The sequence below is a fragment of the Bacteroides sp. A1C1 genome, assembly GCF_004328515.1.
Lineage (GTDB): Bacteria > Bacteroidota > Bacteroidia > Bacteroidales > Bacteroidaceae > Bacteroides > Bacteroides uniformis.
Genome location: NZ_CP036491.1, coordinates 1,030,529 through 1,055,762, shown reverse-complemented (window position 1 = coordinate 1,055,762; position 25,234 = coordinate 1,030,529). Strand labels below are relative to the sequence as shown.

Here is a 25,234-nt window from a genome sequence, read left to right as displayed (position 1 = left end):
TTCCTCCTATCTTTAATTTTGCCTATTTAATTCTTTAATTTTTAATTCTTAATTCTTCCGACCCAGTCAGCAACTTCGTTTACGGTCGGGTTTGCCAGTTCCAATTTATATTTCTTGTTGATACCGCAAATGTCCATGTGGAGTTTTTGCGGATTCACATCTTTCATGTCACTCACCAGGTTGTAGCCGGCCTTCTGGATTACAGCCACCCAATCTTCGGGGATGCCCAGTTCCGTGTATCGTGCAGGAGCATCTTTGGGGACAACCTTTTCCGGACGCATCTGCGGGAAGAAAAGCACTTCCTGGATGAAGGATTCGCCCGTCATCAACATTGTCAGACGATCGATACCAATACCGATGCCCGATGTGGGAGGCATACCATATTGCAATGCTTTCAGGAAGTCCTGGTCGATGAACATCGCTTCGTCGTCTCCCTTTTCGCTCAAGCGAAGCTGGTCTTTGAAGCGTTCTTCCTGGTCTATCGGGTCGTTCAGCTCGCTGTAAGCGTTGGCAAGTTCCTTGCCGTTCACCATCAGTTCGAAGCGTTCGGTCAGTCCCGGCTTGCTGCGGTGCATCTTGGTCAGCGGGCTCATCTCTACGGGATAGTCGGTGATGAAAGTGGGCTGTATGAAAGTTCCTTCGCAGAATTCTCCGAAGATTTCATCAATCAGCTTACCCTTGCCCATGGTGTCGTCAATCTCCATATTCAGTTCCTTGCACACCTGGCGGATTTCGTCCTCGCTCTTGCCCTCCAGGTCGTATCCGGTCTTTTCCTTGATGGCTTCCAGGATGGGCAGACGGCGGTAGGGAGCTTTGAAACTGATGGCCTTGCCGTCTATTTCGGTTTCTGTGCAGCCATTTACGGCGATACAGATGCGTTCCAGCAATTTCTCCGTAAAGCTCATCATCCAGTTGTAGTCCTTGTACTGCACGTACAGCTCCATACAAGTGAATTCCGGGTTATGGTTCTTGTCCATACCCTCGTTACGGAAGTTCTTGCCTATTTCATATACACCTTCAAATCCGCCCACAATCAGTCGCTTCAAGTAAAGCTCGGTGGCGATACGCAGGTAGAGGTCCATATCCAGAGAGTTATGGTGGGTGATGAACGGACGGGCGCTTGCTCCACCGGGGATGGATTGAAGAATCGGCGTCTCCACTTCCGTGTAGCCGGCTTCATCCAGCACGGCACGCATGGTCTTGATGACGGTGGCGCGCTTCAGGAATTTTTCTTTCACGCCGTCGTTCACGATAAGGTCTACATAACGCTGGCGGTAGCGGAGTTCGGGGTCTTCGAAAGAGTCGTAAGCCACGCCGTCCTTATATTTCACGATAGGCAGGGGCTTGATGCTCTTTGCAAGTACGGTCAGCTTCTTGGCATGGATGCTGATTTCGCCCATCTGAGTACGGAATACGAATCCTTCGATGCCGATGAAGTCGCCTAAATCGAGCAAACGTTTGAACACGGTGTTGTACATCTCCTTGTCCTCGTCCGGGCAGATGTCATCGCGGGTGATATATACCTGGATGCGTCCTTTGGAGTCCTGCAATTCGATGAAAGATGCTTTACCCATGATACGGCGGCTCATGATACGTCCGGCAACGGACACTTGGCGAGGCTCTGCATCGTCGTTGAATTCAGCTTTAATATCGGTAGAGAAAGCATTTGTTACATACTCTGCTGCGGGATAAGGCTCGATGCCCATCGCGCGAAGTTCATTCATGCTGTTGCGACGAATGATTTCTTGTTCACTTAGTTCTAATACGTTCATTTCGCTATATTTCACTCAATTTGGGTACAAAAGTACGAAACATTTTTCAGATAGAGAACCTTTTTCCTTGAAATATAGGGAACGGGGGTGACATTAACCCTCTCCTTCGGCATCCACCCATTCGATGTGCGGGGAGAGGAGGGTGCGTTCCGTCACTTGTCCGCATTGCCCGCGGTAGTATTCGGGGATGAAGCGTATCTGCACCGCAGTGATTTGCGCCGGACTCACTTCTTCTGGGGTGTCTACCCCGGTGCCTTCCGAACGGCAGGTGTAGTAGAACGTCCCGATGCCCTTGAGCTTTACGGAGTGTCCCGAGCTCATCAGCTTGCCCAGCACTTCACCAAGGTTCATTAATACTGCATAGGTATCTCCCGGGGTTACCGTAGACATTTCCGACAATAATCGGGCTATTTCATCCGTTGTATAGGGATGTCCTTTGGTGACGGCTCTTGGGTGCCATTTGTCGTCGCCTTTCTGTTTTACTTTCTTATAGAATGCCATGGGGGCTTGTTGTTATTATGTGTCCGGCTCAACCGGTAGGTCAGGCATGGTTCATACGGTATGAATGTGCCAATCATACGGTATGATTATATCAATCATACGGTATGATTATGGTAATCATATCTTATGATTTATCATTGAATCGCAAAGATAGCATAAATCATCCGCATAGTGTGCAGGTTTAAGGTGTTTTTTCTGCTGTTCTGTTTTAAAAAAAGAGTACCTTTGCACCCGCTAAAAAGAAATAGGTATATAATATGGCAGGACAAAAGACTCCCACGGCGTTGGGAACGGAAAGTATAGGTAAACTCTTGATGCAATATGCCGTTCCGGCAATCATCGCAATGACGGCATCCTCTTTATATAATATGGTAGACAGTATCTTCATCGGTCACGGCGTTGGGACGATGGCTATTTCGGGATTGGCGTTGACTTTCCCGTTGATGAATCTGGCTGCGGCGTTCGGTTCGTTGGTAGGAGTGGGGGCTTCTACACTGATTTCCGTCAAGCTGGGGCAGAAGGATTATGACACGGCACAGTGTGTGCTGGGCAATGTTTTTGTGCTGAACATGGTACTGGGAATTGCCTTTACCATCATTGTCATGCTCTTTCTCGACCCGATTCTCTATTTCTTCGGAGGCAGTGACCAGACGGTGGGCTACGCGAGGGATTATATGCAGATTATCCTTTTGGGAAATGCCGTTACGCACCTCTATCTGGGGCTGAATGCAGTGCTGCGCTCTTCAGGGCATCCACAGAAGGCGATGTACGCCACTATAGCCACGGTGGTTATCAATACCATACTCGACCCGGTGTTTATCTATGGTTTTGGCTGGGGCATACGTGGTGCTGCCGTCGCTACCATTGTGGCGCAAATCATCTCTTTGACGTGGCAGTTCAAGCTTTTCAGCAATAAGGATGAGCTGTTGCATTTCCACCGGGGGATATTCCGTCTGAAACGTAAGATTGTATTCGATTCGCTCGCTATCGGCATGTCTCCTTTCCTGATGAACCTGGCAGCCTGCTTCATCGTTATCATTATCAATCAGGGGTTGAAGAAGTATGGCGGCGACTTGGCTATTGGGGCTTTCGGCATCGTGAATCGTCTGGTTTTCATTGTAGTGATGATTGTGATGGGGCTGAATCAGGGTATGCAGCCTATTGCCGGATATAACTTCGGGGCGAAGCTGTACGGACGGGTGAACAAGGTGCTGAAACTGACGATAATCTATGCCACGGCAGTGACCACTTTCGGCTTTTTGGTCGGTATGCTGGTGCCGGACCTGGTAGTGGGCATCTTTACATCGGATGCGGAACTGACAGAGCTTTCGGTCACGGGACTGCGCATTACGGTAATGTTCTTCCCGATTATCGGTTTCCAGATGGTGACTTCCAACTTTTTCCAGAGCATAGGCATGGCAGGCAAAGCGATATTCCTTTCCCTTACCCGACAGATGCTGATTCTGCTTCCTTGCCTGCTTATCCTGCCGCAGTTCTTCGGAGTGGCAGGAGTGTGGTACAGCATGCCGGTATCCGATTTGCTTGCAAGTTTGATAGCATTGGTGATGTTGGTTTGTCAATTCCGCAAATTCAGAACCTCTCCCTTGTAGGGATAGGTCGGGGAGAGGCTCTGAATTTTTCTTCCTACTTTCTGCAGATATTCCGTAAGAATATTTATATTTGCTATCTGCAAACCAATAGATGAATAAGCGTATGGGCAATAATTTTATAATCAATATAGGCCGTCAACTGGGCAGTGGCGGACGGGAGATAGGCGAGAAACTGGCTGCCCGTCTGGGTATTGACTTTTATGATAAGGAACTGATTAGGTTGGCTTCTGAAGAGAGTGGACTGTGTTGTGAGTTCTTTGAGAAAGCTGATGAGAAAGCTTCACAAGGTATTATTGGAGGGCTCTTCGGCATGCGTTTCCCTTTTGTCAGTGACGGGGCTATTCCGGCCACGAATTGCCTGAGTAATGATGCTCTGTTCAAAGTGCAGAGTGACGTGATACGCAGATTGGCGGAGGAGAAGTCCTGCTTGTTTGTGGGGCGTTGTGCCGATTACATTCTGCGAGAACATCCACGCTGTGCCAATGTCTTCATTTCCTGCTCCAATGAGGAGCGCATCAAGCGTATTTGCCGAATGTATTCCATTTCTGAGCGTGAAGCGGAGGAGATGATGAACAAAGCGGACAAGAAGCGTGCCGAATACTATAACTACTACAGCTACAAAAAATGGGGAGCTGCCGAAACATACCACTTGTGTATCGATTCTTCCGTATTAGGTATTGAGGCTACGGTGGACTTTATAGAAGAGTTCGTCAAGAAGAAGCTAAGACTTTAAGGAATTAAAATTAAAGGCTGCGTAGTTGGGTTAAACCAACATTGCGCAGCCTTTAATTTTAATTCCTTAATTTCCTCCTACATCATTGTCAGCAGTATCATCTGTCCCGCCAGAATTCGCAGGAACATTGTCAATGGATATACCGTGGAGTAACCTACTGCCGGAGCATCATTGCCTGATGTCTGATTGGCGTATGCCAATGCAGGAGGGTCTGTGTTGCTACCTGCTATTAAACCCATCAGGGTGAAGTAGTTCACTTTGCAATAGAAACGGGCTATCATGCCGATTATCAACAAAGGGATGACGGTTATCAGGAATCCATAGCCTACATACAGTAATCCGCTGCCTTCTACTACTGTTTGTACAAAATGCTCACCGGCTTCTATACCTACACTGGCAAGGAAGAGTACAATACCGATTTCACGCAACATCAAGTTAGCGCTCATGGTGGTGTACGTCACAAGATGCATTTTGTGACCAAAACGTCCGATAAGGATTGCCACTACCAGCGGACCACCTGCGAGACCTAACTTAACCGGTGTCGGCATACCCGGGAATGCGATGGGGAGGCTTCCCAGCAGGATTCCTAGGAAGATTCCCACGAAAATAGTAACGATATTCGGAGTGTCCAAACGTTTCAACTGGTTGCCCAATACACCGGCTACACGCTCTACGGCATCTTGCTGGCCAACCACCATTACGCGGTCACCTACTTGAAGTACCAGATTGGGATCAGCAAACAAGTCCATACCTGAGCGGTTGATACGGGTTACATTTACACCGTACATACTGCGGAAGTGGAGGCTTCCCAGCTTCTTACCGTTGATTTCGGACTTAGTGACGAGGATACGACGGGAAACCATTGGGGTGTCCTGCTTTTCCCAGTCTACATGTATTTCTTTTCCGATAAAGGCAGCTACCGCTTCGGCATCTTCTTCGGAGCATACGATGAAGAGCTGGTCTCCTACGTGGAATACCGTTTCATGGTTGGGGATACTGACGTGCCCCTCATGGCGTATGCGTGAACAGACAAACGGACGTCCCAGGAAATCCTTTATCTGGAGCAGGGTCTTTCCGGAAATTGATTCGTTGCGTACTTCGAGGTGAAGCATGTGCGGCTGATGCTTTACATCTGCTTCCTGCGTATTGAGTTCCTGTTCCTCTTTCTTGAGGTTCACCCGGCAGATATAACGGATGGCTATGATGGAACCTATGATACCTACCACACCAAGCGGATAGGCACAGGCATATCCCAATGCGATGGGGTCTCCCGTATAGTTTATTTGGTTCAGGGCTTCTTGTGCGGCACCCAGACCCGGAGTATTGGTTACGGCACCATAGAGAATACCTACTATCATTGGCAAGTCTATCCCTCCGTCAATGAAGTAGATGCTCAATGCTACTGCGATATTCAGCAACACGATACCGACAGCAAGCATGTTCAGCCGCATCCCCCCTTTCTTAAAGGAAGAGAAGAAGGAAGGCCCGACTTGCAGACCGATACAGAATACAAATAAAATCAAACCGAATTCGCGGATGAAATGCAAAATGTGTGTTTCGCCCGTGAAGCCAAAATGCCCCATCAGGATACCCGCAAAGAGGACGAATGTAACCCCCAACGATACCCCGAAAATCTTAATCTTACCCAGCAATACGCCCACAGATATTACGAATGCATACAAACAAACGATGTGAGCGACAGATGAAGGGTCCCATAACAAGCTTTCTAACCAATTCATAGTACCTTTTAATATGTCGTTTTTTAAAATTTCGCGCAAAATTACTTAATAAAAAGGAGGTGACAAAAGCTTTGTGGTACTTTTTGCTATATCAACTTTGCAAAAATAGGGTGTGTTTCCGGTGAATACGCTGAATCCGTATGGATGCGGAGTCATCTGTAAGTGCAATTTTCTCTAAAAAAAGATTTTGTTCTAAGTATTTCCTTATATTTGCAAGTCTCTTGATGACAAAAATGAATAGTATTCATCTATTTTAATTTTAAATAAACTATGGCAGACAGTAAAGAAAAACTCTTCTCCGACTTCTCTCCCGTTTCCACTGAGCAGTGGATGGAGAAAGTTACCGCAGACCTGAAAGGGGCGGATTTCGAGAAGAAACTCGTTTGGAAGACAAACGAAGGATTTAAAGTGAAACCTTTCTACCGTATGGAGGACCTGGAAGGTTTGAAGACGACAGATGCTCTTCCCGGCGAGTTCCCTTATCTCAGAGGTACCAAGAAAGATAACAATGAATGGCTTGTGCGTCAGGAAATCAAAGTGGAATGCCCCAAAGAGGCCAATGCCAAGGCGTTGGATATCTTGAATAAAGGTGTAGATTCACTCTCTTTCCATGTAAAGGCCAAGGAATTGAACGCAGAGTATATTGAAACTTTGTTGAAAGATATCTGCGCAGAATGTGTTGAGTTGAATTTCTCTACCTGCCAAGGGCATGTGGTGGAACTTGCGGAACTTCTTGTCGCTTATTTCCAGAAAAAGGATTATGATTTGACGAAGTTGCAGGGTTCCATCAACTATGACTACTTCAACAAGATGCTGGCCAAAGGTAAAGAAAAAGGTGATATGGTGGCAACAGCCAAGGCACTGCTCGAGGCTACCGCTTCCCTTCCGAAATACCGTGTGTTGAATGTGAATGCGTTGACATTAAACAATGCAGGTTCTTATATTTTCCAGGAGTTGGGTTACGCTTTGGCTTGGGGTAATGAATATATGAATCAGTTGGTTGATGCCGGTCTGCCGGCTGCAATGGTAGCCAAGAAGATTAAGTTTAATTTCGGTATCAGTTCCAACTACTTCCTTGAAATAGCCAAATTCCGCGCTGCACGTATGCTGTGGGCTAATATTGTGGCTTCTTACAGTCCTGAGTGTCTGCGCGACTGCGAAAACAAGGGTAAGGATAACGAGTGTCGCTGTGCAGCCAAGATGAAGATTCATGCGGAAACTTCTTCATTCAACCTGACTTTGTTTGATGCACACGTAAACTTGTTGCGTACGCAGACTGAGGCGATGAGTGCCGCCCTTGCCGGTGTTGACTCAATGACGGTTACTCCGTTCGACAAGACTTATGATGCTCCTAACGAATTCTCTGAGCGTATGGCGCGTAACCAACAATTGCTGTTGAAAGAAGAATCGCACTTCGATAAGGTTATAGACCCGGCTGCAGGTTCTTACTATATCGAGAACTTGACCGTCTCTATTGCCAAGCAGGCTTGGGACCTCTTCCTCGCTGTAGAAGAAGACGGTGGTTTCTATGCTTCCGTGAAAGCCGGAAAAGTGCAGGCTGCCGTAAACGAGAGCAACAAGGCACGTCATGCTGCAGTCGCCAAGCGTAAGGAAGTGTTGCTGGGCACCAACCAGTTCCCCAACTTCAATGAAAAGGCCGGGGATAAGAAACCGGTTGAGGCTACTTGCTGTTGCGGCGGCGGACATACGTGCGAGAAAGATGTTCCGACACTGAACTTTGACCGTGCTGCCAGTGAATTTGAAGCGTTGCGTCTCGAAACAGAGGCTTCCGGCAAACGTCCGAAAGCGTTTATGCTGACTATCGGTAATTTGGCCATGCGCCAAGCACGTGCACAGTACTCTTGCAATTTCTTGGCTTGTGCCGGATATGAAGTTGTAGACAACCTCGGTTTCTCCACCGTAGAAGAAGGTATAGAAGCTGCAATGGCTGCCAAGGCCGACATCGTGGTATTGTGTTCAAGTGATGATGAATATGCAGAATATGCTGTTCCCGCCTTCAAGGCTCTGAATGGCCGTGCCATGTTTATCGTAGCCGGTGCTCCTGCTTGCATGGACGACTTGAAGGCTGCCGGTATCGAGAACTTTATCCATGTCCGTGTCAACGTGCTGGAAACATTAAAGGAATACAACGCTAAACTTTTGAAGTAAGATGAGAAAAGATTTTAAAAACTTAGATATATATGCCGCTTTTCAACCCGTCAATGGTGCTGAGTGGCAAAAGGCTAACGGCATCCATGCTGATTGGAAAACGCCGGAACACATTGAGGTGAAGCCTGTTTATACAAAAGAAGACCTTGAGGGAATGGAACATTTGGGTTATGCTGCCGGACTTCCTCCTTATTTGCGTGGTCCGTACTCTGTAATGTATACATTGCGTCCCTGGACTATCCGTCAGTATGCAGGTTTTTCTACAGCGGAAGAGTCAAATGCCTTTTACCGTCGTAATTTGGCTTCCGGACAGAAAGGTCTGTCCGTAGCTTTCGACTTGGCCACTCACCGTGGCTACGACCCCGACCACGAACGTGTAGTGGGTGACGTAGGTAAGGCAGGTGTGTCTATCTGTTCCTTGGAGAATATGAAGGTGCTGTTCGATGGAATTCCTTTGAACAAGATGTCCGTCTCCATGACCATGAACGGTGCCGTACTTCCTGTTATGGCATTCTACATCAACGCAGGTCTGGAGCAGGGTGCCAAGTTAGAAGAAATGGCTGGTACTATCCAAAATGATATCTTGAAGGAATTCATGGTGCGTAATACCTATATTTATCCGCCTGCATTCTCTATGAAGATTATCTCCGACATCTTTGAATATACTTCCCAAAAGATGCCTAAGTTTAACTCTATCTCCATCTCCGGCTACCACATGCAGGAAGCGGGTGCTACGGCAGACATCGAGTTGGCTTACACCCTGGCAGACGGTTTGGAATATCTGCGTGCCGGAACGGCTGCGGGTATTGACATCGATGCTTTCGCACCGCGTCTCTCTTTCTTCTGGGCCATCGGAACGAACCACTTTATGGAAATTGCCAAAATGCGTGCCGCACGTATGTTGTGGGCAAAGATTGTGAAGCAGTTCAACCCGAAGAATCCGAAGTCGCTGGCTTTGCGTACGCACTCTCAGACTTCCGGCTGGTCGCTGACAGAGCAAGACCCGTTCAACAATGTGGGCCGTACTTGTATTGAGGCGATGGCTGCTGCATTGGGACATACTCAGTCACTGCATACCAATGCTCTTGACGAGGCTATTGCCTTGCCGACGGATTTCTCTGCACGTATTGCACGTAATACGCAGATTTATATTCAGGAAGAAACTTACATTTGCAAGAATGTAGACCCATGGGGTGGCTCTTATTATGTGGAAAGTTTGACCAATGAGTTGGCTCACAAGGCTTGGGAATTGATTCAGGAAGTAGAGAAGCTGGGCGGTATGGCAAAAGCCATCGAAACCGGTATTCCCAAGATGCGTATCGAAGAGGCTGCTGCACGTACACAAGCCCGTATTGATAGCGGTTCACAGACCATTGTCGGCGTGAACAAGTATCGTCTGGAGAAAGAAGCTCCGATTGATATTCTTGAAATCGACAATACGGCTGTCCGTCAGGAACAGATTGAAAACTTGAAGCGTCTGAAGGAAGGACGTAACCAGGCAGAAGTGGACAAGGCTTTGGAGGCTATTACTGAATGTGTGAAGACAGGTAAGGACAACTTGCTGGAACTGGCAGTCGAGGCAGCCCGTGTCCGTGCCACTTTGGGGGAAATCTCTTATGCTTGCGAAAAGATTGTAGGACGTTATAAAGCAGTAATTAGAACTATATCAGGCGTGTATTCATCAGAAAGTAAGAATGACAGCGACTTCCACCGTGCTTGTGAATTAGCTGAGAAGTTTGCGAAGAAAGAGGGACGTCAGCCTCGTATCATGGTAGCAAAGATGGGGCAGGACGGTCACGACCGCGGTGCCAAAGTTGTTGCAACCGGATATGCCGACTGTGGCTTCGATGTGGACATGGGACCCTTGTTCCAAACACCGGCCGAGGCTGCCCGCGAAGCAGTTGAGAACGACGTTCATGTAGTGGGGGTTTCTTCATTGGCTGCCGGACACAAGACATTGGTTCCGCAGATTATCGAAGAACTCAAGAAGTTGGGACGTGAGGACATCGTAGTGATTGCCGGTGGTGTAATCCCCGCACAAGACTATGACTTCCTTTACAAGGCAGGCGTAGCTGCCATCTTCGGCCCCGGTACTCCGGTTGCCAAGGCTGCTTGCCAGATATTGGAAATCTTGTTGGATGAAGAATAATCCGACACGTTAAATGTTAAAAAAGGACGGTGTGCGTTTGCATATCCGTCCTTTTTTCTTAATCTGTGTTATAGAACATACTTTTTTAGTTGGATAATTTGCAGATTTATCAGAAGTACGTATCTTTGCAATGTGTTTTTCATAGTATTAGATTTAAGGTTAACAAAGGTTGGAGTACGGCGGTACTCCTTTTTTTATGTTCATATGTCAGCTTTTGGGGAGAAAAAATTACCAGGTCTATGTTATCGTTCCTTGCTTATCGTTTCGTTCTTGCCCCCTTTTTATTACCTTTGTCCCACTAAATAAAATAGCGAATGATAGTTTGTATTGCCGAAAAGCCCTCTGTGGCGCGTGACATAGCCGATGTATTGGGAGCGAGAGAAAAGAAAGACGGATACATCGAAGGAAATGGATACCAGGTGACCTGGACATTCGGTCATCTTTGTACGCTGAAAGAGCCGCATGAATATACTCCTAATTGGAAGTCATGGAGCTTGGGAAGCCTGCCCATGATACCTCCCCGTTTCGGCATTAAGCTGATTAGTAATCCCACATACGAGCGCCAGTTCCATACGATAGAGAACCTCATGCAACATGCCGATATGATTATAAACTGCGGTGATGCCGGGCAGGAGGGAGAATTGATACAGCGTTGGGTGATGCAGAAGGCCGGGGCACGTTGTCCGGTGAAACGTCTTTGGATATCTTCATTGACAGAGGAAGCTATTCGTGAGGGGTTTGCCAAGCTGCGTGATGCGTCGGATTTCCAGCCTTTGTACGAAGCAGGCTTGTCGCGTGCCATTGGCGACTGGCTGCTCGGGATGAATGCCACCCGCCTCTACACCATGAAGTATGGGCAGAACCGGCAGGTACTTTCTATCGGCCGTGTGCAGACGCCGACACTGGCGTTGATTGTAAACCGTCAGTTGGAAATACAGAATTTTGTTCCCAAGCAATACTGGGAGCTGAAGACCGTCTATCGTGATACCACTTTTTCCGCCATCCTCCGGAAAAGTGAGGAGGAACTGATACTGGAAGCCGGGAAGCAGAAAGAGGCCATAGCTGCTGGGAAGAAACCTAAAAAAGAAGAAGAGAATCGAGGTATCGACCCCATTACCGACCGCGAACGTGGGCTTGCTCTATTGGATCAGATTAAGAATTTTCCTTTTACTGTGACGGATGTCACTAAGAAAGAGGGGAGGGAGGCGCCACTTCGCTTGTTTGACTTGACTTCTTTGCAAGTGGAATGCAACAAGAAGTTTGCCTATTCCGCTGATGAGACACTGAAAATTATCCAGTCTTTGTATGAGAAGAAAGTGGCTACCTATCCACGTGTAGACACTACCTATTTGAGTGATGACATCTATCCCAAATGCCCCGGCATCTTGAAAGGTCTGCGTGATTACGAGACATTTACAGCCCCTTTGACAGGAACTGCATTGTTGAAATCCAAAAAGGTTTTCGATAACTCGAAGGTAACAGACCACCATGCCATTATTCCTACCGGCCAGCATCCGCAGAATCTGACGGATATGGAACGTCGCGTATTCGATTTGATAGCACGCCGTTTCATTGCTGTATTCTATCCTGATTGTAAGTTTGCCACTACCACCGTATTGGGCGAGGTAGAGAGCATAGAGTTCAAGGCCACCGGCAAGCAGATTCTGGAACCGGGTTGGCGTGTTATCTTCGGCACCCCCTCGGTACAATCGCAGGAGGAGAAAGAGGAGAAGGGAGAAGAGGAGAATGTGCTTCCGGCTTTTGTGAAAGGAGAAAGCGGGCCACACGTCCCCGATTTATACGAGAAGTGGACGCAACCGCCCCGGCCTTATACGGAAGCCACCCTGCTGCGTGCTATGGAAACGGCGGGCAAGCTGGTGGATAACGACGAACTGCGTGATGCGCTGAAGGAAAACGGCATCGGTCGTCCGTCTACCCGTGCAGCCATCATCGAGACGCTGTTCAAGCGGAATTATATCCGCAAGGAAAAGAAGAATCTGATAGCCACTCCTACCGGTGTGGAGCTGATACAGATTATTCATGAGGAGCTGTTGAAGTCGGCGGAATTGACCGGTATTTGGGAGAAAAAACTACGTGAGATAGAAAGGCGGACATATAATGCCGGACAATTCTTGGAAGAATTGAAGCAGATGGTATCGGAAATCGTGATGAGTGTACTTTCTGATAACAGCAACCGCCACATCACCATCCAAGCGTCTGCTCCCGAAAAGGGCAGTAAGGCTTCTGCCAAGACAGAGGCTGCCGATAAGCCGAAAAAGGAGCCGAAGAAAAGAGCACCGAGAAAGTCTGCCGCCGCAGGTAAAAAGACGGAACAGGCTTTGGGCGCTGTGGCAGCTTCAAGTGTGGAGGTTCCCGTACAAGCTGACGATTTCGTCGGTCAGTCTTGTCCGCTTTGCGGAAAAGGTACCGTTATCAAGGGGAAAACAGCTTACGGTTGTTCTGAATGGAAATCCGGATGCACATTCCGCAAGCCGTTTGAATAAGGGTAATCACATTAAATAATTCTCTCCGCCATGTATTTCCAGAGGGGAGCAGCCATCAGCGCCTGGCGGATGCTTCCTTGCTGCAGCAATTCCTTGACCTCTTGCAAGGAAAGCAGGTGTACGGTCAGGTTTTCTGTATCTTCCAACTGTTGCTCGGAGATTTTCTCCACGTCCGTAGCCAGGAAACAGTAGGTAATGTTGGTGTGGGTACTTGGATTGGGAGAGATTTGCATGAACTCTTTCCATACTCCGTTTCCATAGCCGGTTTCTTCCAAAAGTTCCCGTTGTGCGGAAACCATCGGAGAGCCGTCCTCTTCTTCGCATACCCCTGCACAGAGCTCATAGGACGTTTCTTGTATGCCATGCCGGTATTGGCGGATAAAGACAAATTGTCCATCACGGGTGATGGCAATGGTATTCACCCAGTTGGGATATTCCAATATATAATAGGAGGGGATGTGGTTGCCGTTGGGTAGCACTACATGGTCCTTACGCACAGTGAGCCACGGGGCCCGATGAAGGTATTCGCTGGATAAGACGGTCCAGGTGTCTTTTGATTTTTCCATAATGGTAGAATTGACTATATTTTAAACAGCATCCCTCCGATATTATCTGCCGTGGCTCCCGTCACCGAGGCGAGGCATCCGGGTGTGTCCGCCATATAGAGGGCACCCAAGAAAGCAAAGATTAGGGCTTCCTTGTACTCTATGATTTGCCGGCTGGGAATCACGATTTCACACGGACACAAGGCGTCGATACGTTCTATGAGGAACTTGTTGAATGCACCTCCACCGGTAATCAGTAGCTTTCCATTGCCATCGGGCAAGGGGTGGGCGGTGATGATGCGTGATATTTGCCAGGCGGCATGCTCGTAAAAGGTACGTAGCATATTCTCCATACTCAAGCCATAACGCTCGAGCATGGGATATACCAGCGTTTCCACCCACTCCCGTCCCAATGATTTCGGTCCGGACTGATGGTAGAAATCCATTCCGTTCAGTTCGTCCAGCAGTTCTTGGCAAATGTTGCCTTGCCGTGCTATCTCGCCGTCACGGTCAAATTCCAATCCTATTTGACGGCAGTAATGGTTGATGACGTAATTCACCGGACTGATGTCAAAAGCGATGCGCCGCCCGTCCTGCTCGAATGAGATGTTGGAGAAGCCGCCGATATTCAAACAGAAGTCGTAGTCAGCAAAAAGCAACCGGTCGCCAATAGGTACGAGTGGAGCGCCCTGCCCACCTAGCATGATGTCCAGCCGCCGGAAATCCGAAACGGTAGGTATATGGGTTTCAGCGGCAATGGCGGCTCCATCACCTATTTGGTACATGATTCTCTTTTGAGGCTCATGGAAGATAGTATGCCCGTGGGAGGCGATAATATCGGGGTGGACTCCAAATTCTTGCATGAACTCGTTGACACGTTCACCGAGAAACTTTCCATAGGAGCTGTGGAAAGTGATGAACCATTGTCTGTGCACCGGTACCCAATATCTGCTTCATGGCGTCGGGGTAGCTATAGCCTTTCGCACAGGCTATGTGGAAAGACCATTTTCCAGCTTGTCGTCGGAAAGTGCAACAACATACGTCCAGTCCGTCAAGAGAGGTGCCGGACATCAGGCCGATGGCTTGAATTTGGAAGTCTTTCATCCTGATTTTCTTGTTTTATTTATAATTGAGGTAGAATTCGACAACGGCTTCTATTCCTTTACGGAAGATGTCCAATGGTATATTCTCATTAGGTGAGTGGATGGCGTTGGATTCGAGCCCGAAGCCCATCAATACGGTTTTGATACCCAGCACTTGCTCGAAGGTGGAAATGATGGGGATACTTCCACCTCGACGCACTGCCAGCGGTTTCTTTCCGAATGCTTTTTCAAAACCTTTTTCGGCGGCTTGATAGGCGGGCAGGCTGATGGGGCATACATATCCTTGTCCGCCGTGCATCGGAGTGACTTTTACCTGCACCGAATCCGGTGCTATGTCTAAGATATAGTCAGCAAACAGTTTGGATATTTTATGGTGGTCCTGGTGGGGAACTAACCGGCAGGATACCTTGGCGTATGCCTTGGATGGGAGCACGGTCTTGGACCCTTCACCCGTATATCCGCCCCAGATGCCGCATACGTCGAAAGATGGACGGCAACTGTTACGTTCCAGCGTACTGTAACCTTTCTCTCCGAAAAGCGCTTTTACATTGATAGCCTTTTTGTATTTCTCTTCGTCGAAAGGAATGCGGGCTATCATGTCGCGCTCAGCTTGGGGAACTTCTTCCACATCGTCATAGAAACTCGGTACGGTGATACGTCCCTCCGCGTCCGTTACTTTGCCGATAATCTGGCAAAGCACGTTGATGGGATTGGCGACGGCACCGCCGAAGTGTCCGCTGTGCAGGTCGCGATTAGGGCCGGTCACTTCTATTTCCCAATAGGCAAGTCCGCGCAATCCAGTGGTCAGTGAAGGCAGGTCGGCGCCAAGCATGCTGGTGTCCGAAACCAGTATGACATCTGCTTTTAGCAGTTCTTTGTGCTCTTGGCAGAAGCTTTCCAGACTGGGCGAGCCGATTTCTTCTTCTCCTTCGAAGATGAATTTCACGTTGGTTTGCAGCAGTCCGTTTCTGACGAGGTATTCAAATGCTTTCACTTGTATGAAAGACTGCCCTTTGTCATCATCAGCACCACGTGCCCAGATATGTCCGTCGCGTATTTCAGGCTCAAAGGGGTCGCTTTTCCAAAGTTCGAGAGGCTCGGCCGGCATCACGTCGTAGTGGGCATATACCAATACGGTCTTGGCGTCCGGGTCTACGATTTTCTGTCCAAAAACAATTGGATTTCCTTTTGAAGGCATTACCAGAGCTTCGTCTGCTCCGGCTTCGAGCAACAGTTGTGCCCAGCGTTTGGCGCAGGCAAGCATATCGTCGTGATACTCGGGTTTGGCACTGATGCTTGGAATACGGATGAGGCTGAACAAGTCTTCCAGCATTTTAGACTCGTTCTCTGTAATATATTTCTTTATTTCCATAGGTGAATATTATAGCTGAGTTGTTCTGTCAATCAGGTAATAATCCAGCAATGTCATTGCTGTCATTGCTTCCACGATGGGTACTGCGCGTGGCAATACGCACGGATCATGGCGTCCGCGGGCTTTCAGGGTGGTGTCTACACCGTCAATGTTCACGGTGTGTTGCTCCATCAGTACGGTTGCCACGGGTTTGAAGGCTACACGGAAATAGATGTCTTGTCCGTTGCTGATTCCACCTTGTATACCGCCCGAATGATTGGTGCGGGTCTCGATACGTCCGTTGTTGTTGTAGAACACGTCATTCTGCTCTGAGCCTTTTTGCTTTAATCCCTTGAAACCGTCTCCATACTCGAATGCTTTTGCTGCATTGATGCTGAGCATGGCTGCTCCGAGTGCCGCATGGAGCTTGCCGAATACGGGTTGTCCCAGTCCGATGGGGCATCCTTTGATGACACAGGTCACCACTCCTCCGATAGTATCTCCTTCTCCCTTTATCTTGAAGATGAGTTCTTCCATTTCTTTCGCCTTCGCCGGGTCGGGGCAGCGGACCGGATTGGTCTCTATCAGGTCGAGGTCGTATGCGGTATAGTTCTCTTCAAGGCGGATAGAGCCTACTTGTGAAGTGTATGCCGTGATGTGTATACCCAACTGCTTTAGTGCCAATTTGGCCAAGGCGCCCGCCACTACACGCGAGATTGTTTCACGGGCCGATGAACGTCCGCCTCCGCGATGGTCTCGGATGCCGTATTTTACCTTATAAGTATAGTCGGCATGTGACGGGCGGTAGACTTCTTTCAGATTATTGTAATCGTCAGAATGCTGGTTTTGGTTCCATACAATGAATCCTATGGGGCAGCCTGTGGATTTTCCTTCGAAGATGCCGGAGAGGAACTCCACTTTGTCACCCTCTTTCCGAGCAGTAGTGATACGTGACTGTCCGGGGCGGCGTCGGTCGAGCTCTGCCTGGACGAAATCCATATCAATGGCTATTCCTGCAGGGAATCCGTCTATCACTCCTCCCACACCCTTACCGTGTGATTCCCCAAAACTGGTAAGACGGAGAATATTTCCAAATGAGTTGAACATATCAAATGCTTTAAAGGTTTATATATGAGGTTAATGTGCCAATACGCTTTATAGGAAATGCTTTTGACTTTATAAAGATAACAACTTTTTTCATAAAACGTTTAAGGAAATAAGATAAAAAATCCTTTCCGTATAAAGTTGCCTGCCTTTACCAGAGTTTGGCTAATGGTTTGTTCTTTATAAAAATGGCTTACTCTTTATGAAATATACATCGGAATTTCACTCGTAATGATGAAAAAAGGAACATCTATTTTTTAGAAAAGACCTTGTACTGTAACCTTAAAAAGTGTTACTTTGCACCTTTAATTTAAAATGGGAAATTAATAGCTCCCTTGGGAAGCTTTTTATTAACTAAACAAGTACTCAAAAAAGTATGAAAAAGAATTTATTTTATTTATTTGCATTGATCTGTTCAATGAGTTTATTCACGGCTTGTAGTGATGATGACGATGAAAATTGGAAGAAAGTGCCTAATCAGATTATTACAGCTGAAAATCTGGAACTGGAAACTAATATTCCAACAAGTTCTGATGCTAGTATGAAATTAGCGATGACCGATGCGCAGAATGGTATTTTGACGTTGAATAAAGTGGTTAGAGGTGCAGATGAAATAGAAATTAATGTGACTGTTGTTGAACAGACAGACGGTACTTTTAAGTTTCAAGGCGAGAAAAGTGTAACGCCTGCTACTAAGGCGGCTTGGGTGCTGCTTAGCTCTACGAATGTGAAAGTTTCGGGTACTATCACATTAGAAGGGAAAGCTGCAGTTACGGTTTCTACGGAGTTTGTAGGAGATATCGTGAAGAAATATCAGTTGTGTGATGCTGTTTATTATGCTGATTCTAAAGATAGAACCAATATTTATGCTCCGGGAAGATTGACTTGGGTATCGCCTTATGGAGAAGGTGGTAATGCAGGGATTGCAGCGGATAATATCTCGACAGTAGGGACAAATGTCCTATCTGCGGCTATGATACAGCTTTTGAAAGATGTGGAGTTCAAAGCTGACGGTTCTATTGTAGCCAGCTATGCAGAAGAAATAAACATTACTATGGATCAGATGATTATGGCCGGTATGGGACAGCTCCCTTCAACGGACGGCATTGTTTGGAAATCTTCTCCTGCAAATCTGGCTTATTGGTATGTGAAGGGTGAGCATATCTATGTTGTGCTGAATATTCCTGCCATTGTAACCGAAGCATTGAAAGATGCTGAGGATTCTCAAGTGACTCCGGAAGCTATTTTGCAGATTATAGAAATGGTGAAGAGCATGAGTGGAGCTGACATCAAGAATCTGTTGGGTCAGTTGTTGGCTGGACTTGAAGATGATAATATGCTGAAAAAGTTAGATATTTCTAAAATTTCCGATAGTGATATTGAAAAACTGATTGGCTATGTAATCGATGGTTTCCCCTTGAACTATAGAACTACCCAATTGGAGATAAAGAACGAGGAAGAGCTCGTAAGAACGGTAAATGATCTCTCTATCTATCTGGATAAGGATTTATTTGATATTTTTATGCCTGCTCTCTATCCGATGTTACCTGATGTAGATATGTTGTTAAAGAACACGAACATTGAATTCTGGGGACAGAGTATACCTTTGTGGAATATGATCCAGATGCTGACAGCCTTGAACTCAATGACTGAAATAGAAGAAATTTGGAATGTTACTACCAGATTCAATTTAGGTATAAGTCTTGGTGACAATTCTTATAAAAAATAAGAAAAGATTTTTCTTTATCTATAAAGAGGGTTCTGTGCTTGGAATCCTCTTTTTTATTTTTTTGTTCGTTTTATTATAGAATAAAATACATTATCTTTGCCTGCATCAAATTTGAATAAATATGACTGAAACGGAAAGACTGCAAATCATTACCCTTGTCAAGAACGAGGTCGTCCCTGCCATTGGTTGTACAGAACCTATAGCTGTAGCATTGTGTGTAGCAAAGGCTGTGGAAGTGTTGAATAAGCGTCCCGAAAAGATAACCGTATTGCTGAGTGCCAATATTCTGAAGAATGCAATGGGAGTGGGTATTCCTGGTACGGGGATGATTGGATTACCGATTGCTGTGGCACTTGGCGCTTTAATAGGCAAGTCGGCATATCAATTGGAGGTTTTGAAAGACAGTACCCCTGATGCAGTGGAGGCAGGAAAGCGTTTCATAGAAGAAAAGCGTATCCATATATCCTTAAAAGACGATATAGAAGAGAAACTTTATATAGAAGTCTGCTGTGAAGCCGATACGGACAAGGCAACCGCCATTATTGCTGGTGGACATACTTGCTTTACTTATATAACGCACAACGGGGACATCCTGCTGGACAAACAAACCGCTTCTTGCTTCGAAGAGGAGGAGGATGTATTGGACTTGACTTTACGCAAAGTGTATGACTTCGCCATGACAACCCCATTAGACGACATCCGTTTTATTCTTGATACGGCACGACTGAACAAGACTGCCGCTGAACGTTCCTTCGAAGGTGAATACGGTCATGGTCTGGGTAAAATCCTACGTGGCACTTACGAACACCGGATTATGGGCGACAGTGTCTTCTCTCATATCCTTTCTTACACTTCGGGAGCATGTGATGCCCGTATGGCAGGAGCTATGATTCCAGTGATGAGTAATTCCGGCAGTGGTAATCAAGGGATATCCGCTACCCTTCCCGTACTAGTCTATGCCGAAGAAAACGGGAAATCAGAAGAAGAATTGATACGTGCCTTGATGTTGAGCCATTTGACAGTAATCTATATCAAGCAGAGTTTGGGACGGTTATCCGCCTTATGCGGTTGTGTGGTTGCTGCCACGGGTTCCAGTTGCGGTATAACCTGGCTAATGGGAGGAACTTATGAACAAGTGGCATATGCTGTGCAGAACATGATTGCCAATCTTACCGGAATGATTTGTGATGGTGCCAAACCCAGTTGTGCCTTGAAAGTAACTACCGGAGTTTCAACCGCAGTGCTTTCAGCCATCATGGCCATGGAAAACCGTTGTGTAACTTCCGTAGAAGGTATTATTGATGAGGATGTGGATCAGAGTATCCGCAATCTGACAAAAATAGGTTCCAAAGGAATGAATGAAACGGATAAGTTGGTATTGGAAATAATGACAAGTAAATAATATAGAAATTAAAGAATTAAAAATTAAAGAATTACCATGCGGCATGCTTAATACAGTGTAACTTGGTTCCTTAATTTCTAATTCTTTAATTTTTAATTCTTTAGTGGCAGCATCCGCCTCCACATTCATGGTCGCCGCATCCATCGCCACAGTCACCACAACCGCAGCTGCCGCAACCGCCACCCATCATACGGGCGACTTCGGCAAGTTCTTCGTTTGTAGCCAGGCGGCTTTCCACTACTTCTCCAGTGAAGTTCAAGTCACAACCTGCGAGCGGATGGTTCATATCCATTACGACGATATCTTCCTTCACTTCTACCACACTTCCGTTGATGCGTTGACCTTCAGAAGTCATCAAGGGGATAACGGCACCTTCTACTACACGATCGCTGTCGAATTTCCCTTCTATCATAAAGATTTCTTTGGGGAGGTCAATAACATGGTCGTCGTCATATTCACCATAAGCTTCTGATGCCGGAATGGTAAAGTCGAATTTATCGCCTATCTGCAAGTCTTTTATCTGGGCTTCAAAGGGTTCGAGTGTCATTCCCAGCCCTGAGATAAACTGAAAAGGATGCTCTACGGGTGCTTCTTCTTCGAAATCTTTTTCTCCGTTTTCGATTGAGTACAGCTTATATGCTACGGTGATGTACTTGTTTTCTACTGTTTCCATTAATTTTCTATCTTTATTTAATTAGTAAATACTGTTTTTTTGAGTATTTGAAGAGACAAAGATACGAATTATTTGTTTCGGGATGTAGAGAGCCTTTGGTAATTTTCAGATTATTAAATGGTTTCAATGATTGGCAATACATTTACATTGGCTGTCCGAATGGTTCTATTTAGAACTGTTAAGTGATAAAATAGGATTTTAGGACGATATTTTCTTACGATTATTCATATTTATCTTATTTTTTTATTCAATTTGTTTGGAGATTATAAAAAAGCCCTTACCTTTGCAGCACATTTGAAACAAAAAAGAAGAATTAAGTTATGAATTTACATACATCTATTAACCTGGCAGTCCTGCATATTATTCGCGTCGTGGTGGTGGCATCAAGAGCGTGAGAAAGGTTATGTATGTATTCGTATGTTAGAAGATAATTTATTAAGCCTTTCTCACTATAGTGGGAGAGGCTTTTTCATTAAAAGGAGATTTGAAAATGAAGCATCAGTTACGCAGCTCGTTCAGCACACAAGGTCGTCGCATGGCGGGAGCCCGTGCATTGTGGACGGCGAATGGTATGAAGAAAGAACAGATGGGTAAGCCCATTATAGCTATAGTCAATTCCTTTACACAATTCGTCCCCGGGCATGTACACCTGCACGAAATAGGCCAGTTTGTAAAGGAAGAGATTGAAAAGCGGGGATGTTTTGCTGCGGAGTTCAATACGATTGCCATTGACGACGGTATCGCTATGGGGCACGACGGAATGCTTTATTCCCTGCCTTCAAGGGATATCATTGCCGATAGTGTGGAGTATATGGTAAATGCCCATAAGGCAGATGCTATGGTTTGTATCAGTAACTGTGACAAGATTACTCCGGGGATGCTGATGGCGGCTATGAGGCTGAATATACCGACTGTGTTTGTTTCAGGCGGTCCGATGGAAGCCGGGGAATGGAACGGACAGCATTTGGATTTGATTGATGCCATGATTAAATCTGCTGATGAAAGTGTGGGCGATAAAGAGGTGGCACAGATTGAGCAACATGCCTGCCCCACTTGCGGATGCTGCTCAGGCATGTTTACCGCTAATTCCATGAATTGCTTGAATGAAGCGATTGGATTGGCACTGCCCGGTAACGGCACGATTGTAGCCACTCACGAAAATCGCAAGAAACTATTTGAGGATGCAGCCAGGTTGATTGTAGAGAATGCCTTTAGATATTATGAAGAAGGGGATGAGAGTGTACTCCCGCGCAGTATTGCTACCCGCGAGGCATTTTTGAATGCCATGACGCTGGATATTGCGATGGGCGGTTCCACTAATACGGTACTTCATTTGTTGGCTGTGGCTCACGAAGCTGGAGCGGATTTTAAGATGGACGACATTGACATGCTCTCCCGCAAGACCCCCTGCTTATGCAAGGTGGCTCCCAATACCCAAAAGTATCATGTACAAGACGTTAACCGTGCCGGTGGCATCATTGCCATCATGGATGAGCTTGCCAAGGGCGGATTGGTCGATACGAATGTCCGCCGTGTGGATGGAATGACGTTGGCAGAGGCAATCGACCGGTATAGTATTACCAGCCCTAATGTATGTAAAGAGGCAATCAAGAAATACTCCAGTGCGGCAGCCGGAAAGTTCAATCTGGTACTCGGCTCACAAAATGCGTCTTATAAGGAACTCGATACGGACCGTGCGACCGGTTGTATCCGTGATTTGGAACATGCATACAGCAAGGATGGCGGTCTGGCGGTTTTGAAAGGAAATATAGCTCAGGACGGTTGCGTTGTTAAGACTGCCGGTGTAGACGAGAGTATCTGGAAATTTACGGGGCCGGCGAAAGTTTTCGACTCACAAGATGCGGCTTGCGATGGTATTTTGGGTGGAAAGGTAGTCAGTGGAGACGTCGTCGTCATTACTCACGAAGGACCGAAAGGTGGACCGGGTATGCAGGAGATGCTTTATCCTACTTCTTATATCAAATCCCGCCATCTGGGTAAGGAGTGTGCATTGATTACTGACGGGCGTTTTAGTGGTGGTACTTCCGGACTGAGTATCGGACATGTTTCTCCCGAAGCGGCTGCCGGTGGTAATATCGGTAAGATTAAGGATGGGGATATTATCGAAATTGATATACCGAACCGTTCTATCAATGTGAAGTTGACGGATGAAGAGCTTGCAGCACGCCCTATGACTCCGGTAACCCGCAACCGTGAAGTCTCCAAAGCATTGAAAGCATATGCCAGTATGGTGAGTTCCGCTGACAAAGGGGCTGTGAGGTTGATTGATTAAAGGCCTCACCCCCGACCCCTCTCCGAAAGAGAGGGGAGGAGGGAATGATACAAATTTCCGAAGTTTTTAATAAAAAGATAAAGTATGGCTGATAATAATAAAAAGAGTAACTTTTCCTCCCTCTCCCAAGGAGAGGGTCGGGGTGAGGCTCTAATAACAGGCGCAGAAGCATTGATGCGCTCTCTGGAGCATCAGGGAGTAAAGACTATTTTCGGTTATCCGGGAGGGAGCATCATGCCGGTATTCGATGCCTTATACGACCACCGGAAGGAATTGAACCATATCCTGGTTCGCCATGAACAAGGAGCCACCCATGCGGCGCAAGGCTTTGCACGTGTGTCGGGCGAGGTTGGCGTTTGTCTGGTTACCAGTGGACCAGGTGCTACCAATACTATCACGGGCATTGCAGATGCCATGATTGACAGTACGCCTATCGTTGTCATTGCCGGCCAGGTAGGGACGAACTTCTTGGGTACGGATGCATTTCAGGAAGTGGACTTGGTAGGCATTACTCAGCCTATCACGAAATGGAGTTACCAGATTCGTCGTGCAGAAGATGTGGCCTGGGCAGTGGCACGTGCTTTCTATGTGGCAAAGAGCGGACGTCCGGGACCGGTCGTGCTGGATTTTGCTAAAAACGCCCAAGTGGAGAAAACAGAATATGCGCCTACTAAGGTGGACTATGTCCGTAGCTATCTTCCCGTTCCCGAAATGGAGCCGGAGGCCATACGGAAGGCTGCTGAATTAATAAATGGTGCGGAACGGCCTTTGGTGCTGGTAGGACAAGGCGTGGAGCTGGGAGAAGCCCAGCAAGAGCTTCGTGCTTTCATTGAGAAAGCCGGAATGCCTGCCGGATGCACTTTATTGGGACTTTCCGCATTACCTACGAACCATCCGTTGAACAAAGGAATGCTTGGTATGCACGGTAACCTGGGGCCCAATATCAATACCAATAAATGTGATGTCCTTATCGCCGTAGGCATGCGCTTTGATGACCGTGTGACGGGTAAATTGGAAACATATGCCAAGCAGGCGAAGATTATCCACTTTGATATTGACCCTGCCGAAATAGATAAGAATGTAAAGACCGATGTTGCTGTCCTGGGAGATTGCAAAGAGACACTGGCTGCCGTTACCCAATTGCTGGAACCCGCCAACCATCAGGAATGGATTGACAGTTTCCGGCAATACGAGGAAGTGGAAGAGGAAAAGGTAATCCGTCCGGAATTACATCCGGCAGGAAAAGCGCTAAGCATGGGTGAGGTGGTGCGTGCTGTGAGTGAGGCTACCCATAACGAGGCGATATTGGTGACTGATGTCGGCCAGAATCAGATGATGTCCGCCCGTTATTTCAAATACAGCAAGGAACGTAGCATTGTTACTTCCGGTGGCCTGGGTACTATGGGCTTCGGCCTTCCGGCAGCTATCGGTGCCACTTTTGGACGTCCGGACCGCACGGTATGCGTATTCATGGGAGACGGCGGCTTGCAGATGAACCTGCAGGAGCTGGGTACCATCATGGAACAAAAGGCTCCGGTGAAGATGATTCTGTTGAACAATAACTTCTTGGGTAATGTTCGTCAATGGCAGGCGATGTTCTTCAATCGTCGCTATTCGTTTACTCCGATGATGAATCCGGATTATATGAAGATTGCTTCGGCATATGATATTCCTGCACGCAGGGTAATGACCCGTGAGGAGTTGGCAAAAGCGATTGAAGAGATGATAGTAACTGACGGACCGTTCCTGCTCGAAGCTTGTGTGGAGGAAGAAGGAAATGTAATGCCGATGACACCTCCGGGGGGGGCGGTCAATCAGATGTTGTTGGAATGCTGAAGTCATGCGAAATTAAAGAAT

At 47.0% G+C, this 25,234-nt stretch carries 18 protein-coding genes; 9 read left to right on the top strand and 9 right to left on the bottom strand.

What is annotated here, in order from left to right; genetic code table 11:
• Positions 1 to 41 precede the first annotated feature (41 nt).
• Positions 42 to 1,772, bottom strand: a complete 1,731-nt coding sequence (gene lysS / locus EYA81_RS04550; RefSeq protein WP_117974281.1) for a lysine--tRNA ligase — start codon at positions 1,770 to 1,772, stop codon at positions 42 to 44.
• Between the two features lie 93 nt (positions 1,773 to 1,865).
• Positions 1,866 to 2,273, bottom strand: coding sequence for an HU family DNA-binding protein (locus EYA81_RS04545; RefSeq protein ID WP_117600009.1), 408 nt, complete (start codon positions 2,271 to 2,273; stop codon positions 1,866 to 1,868).
• Between the two features lie 257 nt (positions 2,274 to 2,530).
• Between EYA81_RS04545 and EYA81_RS04540 the strand changes: the two genes are divergently transcribed.
• Together EYA81_RS04540 and EYA81_RS04535 are read left to right on the top strand one after the other, a co-directional pair.
• On the top strand, positions 2,531 to 3,883 hold the full coding sequence (locus tag EYA81_RS04540; RefSeq protein ID WP_044467852.1) for an MATE family efflux transporter: 1,353 nt from the start codon (positions 2,531 to 2,533) through the stop codon (positions 3,881 to 3,883).
• 103 nt (positions 3,884 to 3,986) lie between these two features.
• Positions 3,987 to 4,616: an AAA family ATPase gene (locus EYA81_RS04535; protein ID WP_044467857.1), complete on the top strand. Its 630-nt coding sequence runs from the start codon at positions 3,987 to 3,989 to the stop codon at positions 4,614 to 4,616.
• Between the two features lie 77 nt (positions 4,617 to 4,693).
• On the opposite strand, the gene EYA81_RS04530 is transcribed toward EYA81_RS04535, so the two are convergent.
• Positions 4,694 to 6,355 carry a putative transporter gene (locus EYA81_RS04530; protein ID WP_044467851.1) on the bottom strand — a complete coding sequence of 554 codons (1,662 nt, stop codon included), beginning with the start codon at positions 6,353 to 6,355 and terminating at the stop codon, positions 4,694 to 4,696.
• Positions 6,356 to 6,625: 270 nt separating this feature from the next.
• Between EYA81_RS04530 and mutA the strand changes: the two genes are divergently transcribed.
• The 3 genes from mutA to EYA81_RS04510 all read left to right on the top strand — a co-directional run bounded on the left by mutA (position 6,626) and on the right by EYA81_RS04510 (position 13,177).
• Positions 6,626 to 8,524 carry a methylmalonyl-CoA mutase small subunit gene (gene mutA, locus EYA81_RS04525; protein WP_044467850.1) on the top strand — a complete coding sequence of 633 codons (1,899 nt, stop codon included), beginning with the start codon at positions 6,626 to 6,628 and terminating at the stop codon, positions 8,522 to 8,524.
• A 1-nt stretch (position 8,525) separates the two neighbouring features.
• Positions 8,526 to 10,673, top strand: a complete 2,148-nt coding sequence (scpA, locus tag EYA81_RS04520) for a methylmalonyl-CoA mutase (protein WP_117964100.1) — start codon at positions 8,526 to 8,528, stop codon at positions 10,671 to 10,673.
• A gap of 314 nt (positions 10,674 to 10,987) precedes the next feature.
• Entirely contained in the window at positions 10,988 to 13,177 is a 2,190-nt protein-coding gene (locus tag EYA81_RS04510) for a DNA topoisomerase 3 (RefSeq protein WP_117964101.1), read from the top strand.
• An 11-nt stretch (positions 13,178 to 13,188) separates the two neighbouring features.
• Here the strand turns inward: EYA81_RS04510 and EYA81_RS04505 are convergent, their stop codons facing one another.
• From EYA81_RS04505 to aroC, 5 genes are read right to left on the bottom strand one after another with little or no spacing between them, the layout of a single operon-like run.
• Entirely contained in the window at positions 13,189 to 13,743 is a 555-nt protein-coding gene (locus EYA81_RS04505; RefSeq protein ID WP_005827192.1) for an NUDIX hydrolase, read from the bottom strand.
• A 14-nt stretch (positions 13,744 to 13,757) separates the two neighbouring features.
• Entirely contained in the window at positions 13,758 to 14,657 is a 900-nt protein-coding gene (locus tag EYA81_RS04500) for an anhydro-N-acetylmuramic acid kinase (protein WP_254888236.1), read from the bottom strand.
• Positions 14,602 to 14,826 (bottom strand): anhydro-N-acetylmuramic acid kinase, encoded by a 225-nt coding sequence (locus tag EYA81_RS19790; protein WP_254888237.1) that lies wholly within the window; start codon positions 14,824 to 14,826, stop codon positions 14,602 to 14,604. Before EYA81_RS19790 ends, EYA81_RS04500 begins: the two co-directional genes overlap by 56 nt.
• A gap of 15 nt (positions 14,827 to 14,841) precedes the next feature.
• Positions 14,842 to 16,197, bottom strand: coding sequence for a dipeptidase (locus EYA81_RS04495; protein ID WP_117964103.1), 1,356 nt, complete (start codon positions 16,195 to 16,197; stop codon positions 14,842 to 14,844).
• 9 nt (positions 16,198 to 16,206) lie between these two features.
• Positions 16,207 to 17,283, bottom strand: coding sequence for a chorismate synthase (aroC, locus tag EYA81_RS04490; RefSeq protein WP_117600015.1), 1,077 nt, complete (start codon positions 17,281 to 17,283; stop codon positions 16,207 to 16,209).
• Between the two features lie 373 nt (positions 17,284 to 17,656).
• Here aroC and EYA81_RS04485 point away from each other — a divergent pair, with 373 nt between their 5' ends.
• Both EYA81_RS04485 and EYA81_RS04480 read left to right on the top strand, forming a co-directional pair.
• A complete protein-coding gene (locus EYA81_RS04485) occupies positions 17,657 to 19,009 on the top strand; it encodes a DUF4925 domain-containing protein (protein ID WP_117964104.1) in 1,353 nt (450 codons plus the stop codon).
• A gap of 121 nt (positions 19,010 to 19,130) precedes the next feature.
• Positions 19,131 to 20,411, top strand: coding sequence for a serine dehydratase subunit alpha family protein (locus EYA81_RS04480; protein ID WP_117964105.1), 1,281 nt, complete (start codon positions 19,131 to 19,133; stop codon positions 20,409 to 20,411).
• A gap of 100 nt (positions 20,412 to 20,511) precedes the next feature.
• Here EYA81_RS04480 and EYA81_RS04475 read toward each other — a convergent pair whose 3' ends face one another.
• Positions 20,512 to 21,084 (bottom strand): peptidylprolyl isomerase, encoded by a 573-nt coding sequence (locus EYA81_RS04475; RefSeq protein ID WP_117600018.1) that lies wholly within the window; start codon positions 21,082 to 21,084, stop codon positions 20,512 to 20,514.
• Positions 21,085 to 21,574: 490 nt separating this feature from the next.
• Here EYA81_RS04475 and ilvD point away from each other — a divergent pair, with 490 nt between their 5' ends.
• Positions 21,575 to 23,377, top strand: a complete 1,803-nt coding sequence (gene ilvD, locus EYA81_RS04470) for a dihydroxy-acid dehydratase (RefSeq protein ID WP_057281611.1) — start codon at positions 21,575 to 21,577, stop codon at positions 23,375 to 23,377.
• 84 nt (positions 23,378 to 23,461) lie between these two features.
• On the top strand, positions 23,462 to 25,213 hold the full coding sequence (ilvB, locus tag EYA81_RS04465) for a biosynthetic-type acetolactate synthase large subunit (RefSeq protein WP_131225398.1): 1,752 nt from the start codon (positions 23,462 to 23,464) through the stop codon (positions 25,211 to 25,213).
• The last annotated feature ends 21 nt before the right edge of the window (positions 25,214 to 25,234 follow it).

Excerpts from the sequence above, each read along its gene's own strand:
- lysS (WP_117974281.1), bottom strand. The coding sequence starts at position 1,772 with ATGAACGTATTAGAACTAAGTGAACAAGAAATCATTCGTCGCAACAGC.
- EYA81_RS04545 (WP_117600009.1), bottom strand. The coding sequence starts at position 2,273 with ATGGCATTCTATAAGAAAGTAAAACAGAAAGGCGACGACAAATGGCAC.
- EYA81_RS04540 (WP_044467852.1), top strand. The coding sequence starts at position 2,531 with ATGGCAGGACAAAAGACTCCCACGGCGTTGGGAACGGAAAGTATAGGT.
- EYA81_RS04535 (WP_044467857.1), top strand. The coding sequence starts at position 3,987 with ATGGGCAATAATTTTATAATCAATATAGGCCGTCAACTGGGCAGTGGC.
- EYA81_RS04530 (WP_044467851.1), bottom strand. The coding sequence starts at position 6,355 with ATGAATTGGTTAGAAAGCTTGTTATGGGACCCTTCATCTGTCGCTCAC.
- mutA (WP_044467850.1), top strand. The coding sequence starts at position 6,626 with ATGGCAGACAGTAAAGAAAAACTCTTCTCCGACTTCTCTCCCGTTTCC.
- scpA (WP_117964100.1), top strand. The coding sequence starts at position 8,526 with ATGAGAAAAGATTTTAAAAACTTAGATATATATGCCGCTTTTCAACCC.
- EYA81_RS04510 (WP_117964101.1), top strand. The coding sequence starts at position 10,988 with ATGATAGTTTGTATTGCCGAAAAGCCCTCTGTGGCGCGTGACATAGCC.
- EYA81_RS04505 (WP_005827192.1), bottom strand. The coding sequence starts at position 13,743 with ATGGAAAAATCAAAAGACACCTGGACCGTCTTATCCAGCGAATACCTT.
- EYA81_RS19790 (WP_254888237.1), bottom strand. The coding sequence starts at position 14,826 with ATGAAAGACTTCCAAATTCAAGCCATCGGCCTGATGTCCGGCACCTCT.
- EYA81_RS04495 (WP_117964103.1), bottom strand. The coding sequence starts at position 16,197 with ATGGAAATAAAGAAATATATTACAGAGAACGAGTCTAAAATGCTGGAA.
- aroC (WP_117600015.1), bottom strand. The coding sequence starts at position 17,283 with ATGTTCAACTCATTTGGAAATATTCTCCGTCTTACCAGTTTTGGGGAA.
- EYA81_RS04485 (WP_117964104.1), top strand. The coding sequence starts at position 17,657 with ATGAAAAAGAATTTATTTTATTTATTTGCATTGATCTGTTCAATGAGT.
- EYA81_RS04480 (WP_117964105.1), top strand. The coding sequence starts at position 19,131 with ATGACTGAAACGGAAAGACTGCAAATCATTACCCTTGTCAAGAACGAG.
- EYA81_RS04475 (WP_117600018.1), bottom strand. The coding sequence starts at position 21,084 with ATGGAAACAGTAGAAAACAAGTACATCACCGTAGCATATAAGCTGTAC.
- ilvD (WP_057281611.1), top strand. The coding sequence starts at position 21,575 with ATGAAGCATCAGTTACGCAGCTCGTTCAGCACACAAGGTCGTCGCATG.
- ilvB (WP_131225398.1), top strand. The coding sequence starts at position 23,462 with ATGGCTGATAATAATAAAAAGAGTAACTTTTCCTCCCTCTCCCAAGGA.